The following is a 1811-nucleotide window of genomic DNA, read 5'->3' as shown; positions in this document are numbered from 1 at the left end:
CGCGGTGACGCTGAGCGCGCTGGTGCCGGTGTTCGTGCGGACGACGAGCCCGGCGATCGGCGGCGCGGACGAGATCCGGGCGGGCGAAGGCGACAACGTCGTGCTCGGCGGTGCGGGCGCGGACCTCGTCGTTACCGGCTCGGGCGCCGACGTGATCGTGGGCGACCACGGCTCCGTGAGCTACGACGCGGCGGGTCTGCTGGCGCAGGTCCTGTCGAGCGACACCGGTCTCGGCGGCAACGACACGATTACGGCCGGCGACGGCAGCGACGTGATCGTCGGCGGCTTCGGCTCGGATGCGATCACGGCCGGCAACGGTGCCAAGATCGTGCTTGGCGACAGCGGCCGTCTCGACTTCACGGCCGGTGTGATCACCCTGGCGCAGACGCTCGATGCCAGCATCGGCGACACCGACACGATCAAGCTCGGCACGGGCAACAAGCTCGTGCTCGGCGGCGCCGGCAGCGACCGGATCGAAGGCCTCGCGGGCGACGCGGTGGTGCTCGGCGATGCGGGCCTAGTGCGGTTCGTCAACGGCAAGCCGGTCCATGCCGAGAGCACGGACGTCACGGTCGGCGGTGACGATACGATCACGCTCGGCGCCGGCAACGGTGTGGTGCTCGGCGGCTCGGGTGCGGACACTCTGACGCTGGGCGCGGGCCGCTCGGTGGTTCTCGGCGACAACGGTACGGTCGATCTCGACGATCAGGCGCGTGCCACGGAGATCGCCTCGACATCTCCGGACGTTGGTGGCCGCGATGTGATCGTGGTCGGCGACGGCGGCAGCGTTGTCATCGGCGGCTTCGGTGCCGACCTGATCACGACGGGTTCGGGCTCCGACATCGTGCTCGGCGACAACGGCGCGGTGACGCTGAGCGCGCTGGTGCCGGTGTTCGTGCGGACGACGAGCCCGGCGATCGGCGGGGCGGACGAGATCCGGGCGGGCGAGGGCGACAACGTCGTGCTCGGCGGAACGGGTGCGGACCTCATCGTCACCGGCTCGGGCCGCGACGCGGTGCTCGGCGACAACGGCCAGATCCGCTTCGACGCGGCAGGCCTGATCACGCGGGCCGAAAGCCTGGATACGGCCATTGGCGGCGACGACACCATTGAGGTCGGCGCGGGCGACAATCTCGTCATCGCCGGTATCGGAGCCGACAAGGTCACGGCGCTCGGCGGCAACGACATCGTGCTCGGCGACAGCGGCTTCGCGGAGTTCCTGGGCGGCGTGCGCGTCATGGTCGCCACGCTGTCGGCGGTCGACGGCGGCAAGGACACGCTGACGCTCGGCGAGGGCAACAACCTCGCCCTGGGCGGTGCCGATGCCGACGTGATCACCTCGGGTGCCGGCGCCGACGTGATCGTGGGTGACCACGGTTCCGTGAGCTACGACGCGGCCGGCCTCCTGGCGCAGGTCCTGTCCACCGATACCGGGATCGGCGGCAACGACACGATCACGGCCGGCGACGGCAGCGACGTGATCGTCGGCGGCTTCGGCTCGGATGCGATTACCGCCGGCAACGGTGCCAAGATCGTGCTCGGCGACAGCGGGCGTCTCGACTTCACGGCCGGTGTGATCACCCTGGCGCAGACGCTCGATGCCAGCATCGGCGACACCGACACGATCAAGCTCGGCACGGGCAACAAGCTCGTGCTCGGCGGCGCCGGCAGCGACAAGATCGACGGCCTCGCGGGCGACGCGGTGGTGCTCGGCGATGCCGGCCTGGTGCGGTTCGTCAACGGCAAGCCGGTTCGTGCTGAGAGCACGGACGTCACGGTCGGCGGTGACGATACGATCACGCTCGGCGCCG

General features: G+C 70.6%; 1 protein-coding gene. It reads left to right on the top strand.

Going from position 1 to position 1811, the window contains the following annotated elements; translation table 11 throughout:
• A partial coding sequence (locus tag FV217_RS22200) for a calcium-binding protein (RefSeq protein ID WP_147821789.1) occupies window positions 1-1811 on the top strand: 1811 nt, incomplete at both ends.

The organism is Methylobacterium sp. WL9 (assembly GCF_008040035.1).
GTDB classification, from domain to species: domain Bacteria; phylum Pseudomonadota; class Alphaproteobacteria; order Rhizobiales; family Beijerinckiaceae; genus Methylobacterium; species Methylobacterium thuringiense.
The sequence above is the reverse complement of the archived record's forward strand: the minus strand, read 5'-3'. Positions and strand labels throughout refer to the sequence as shown.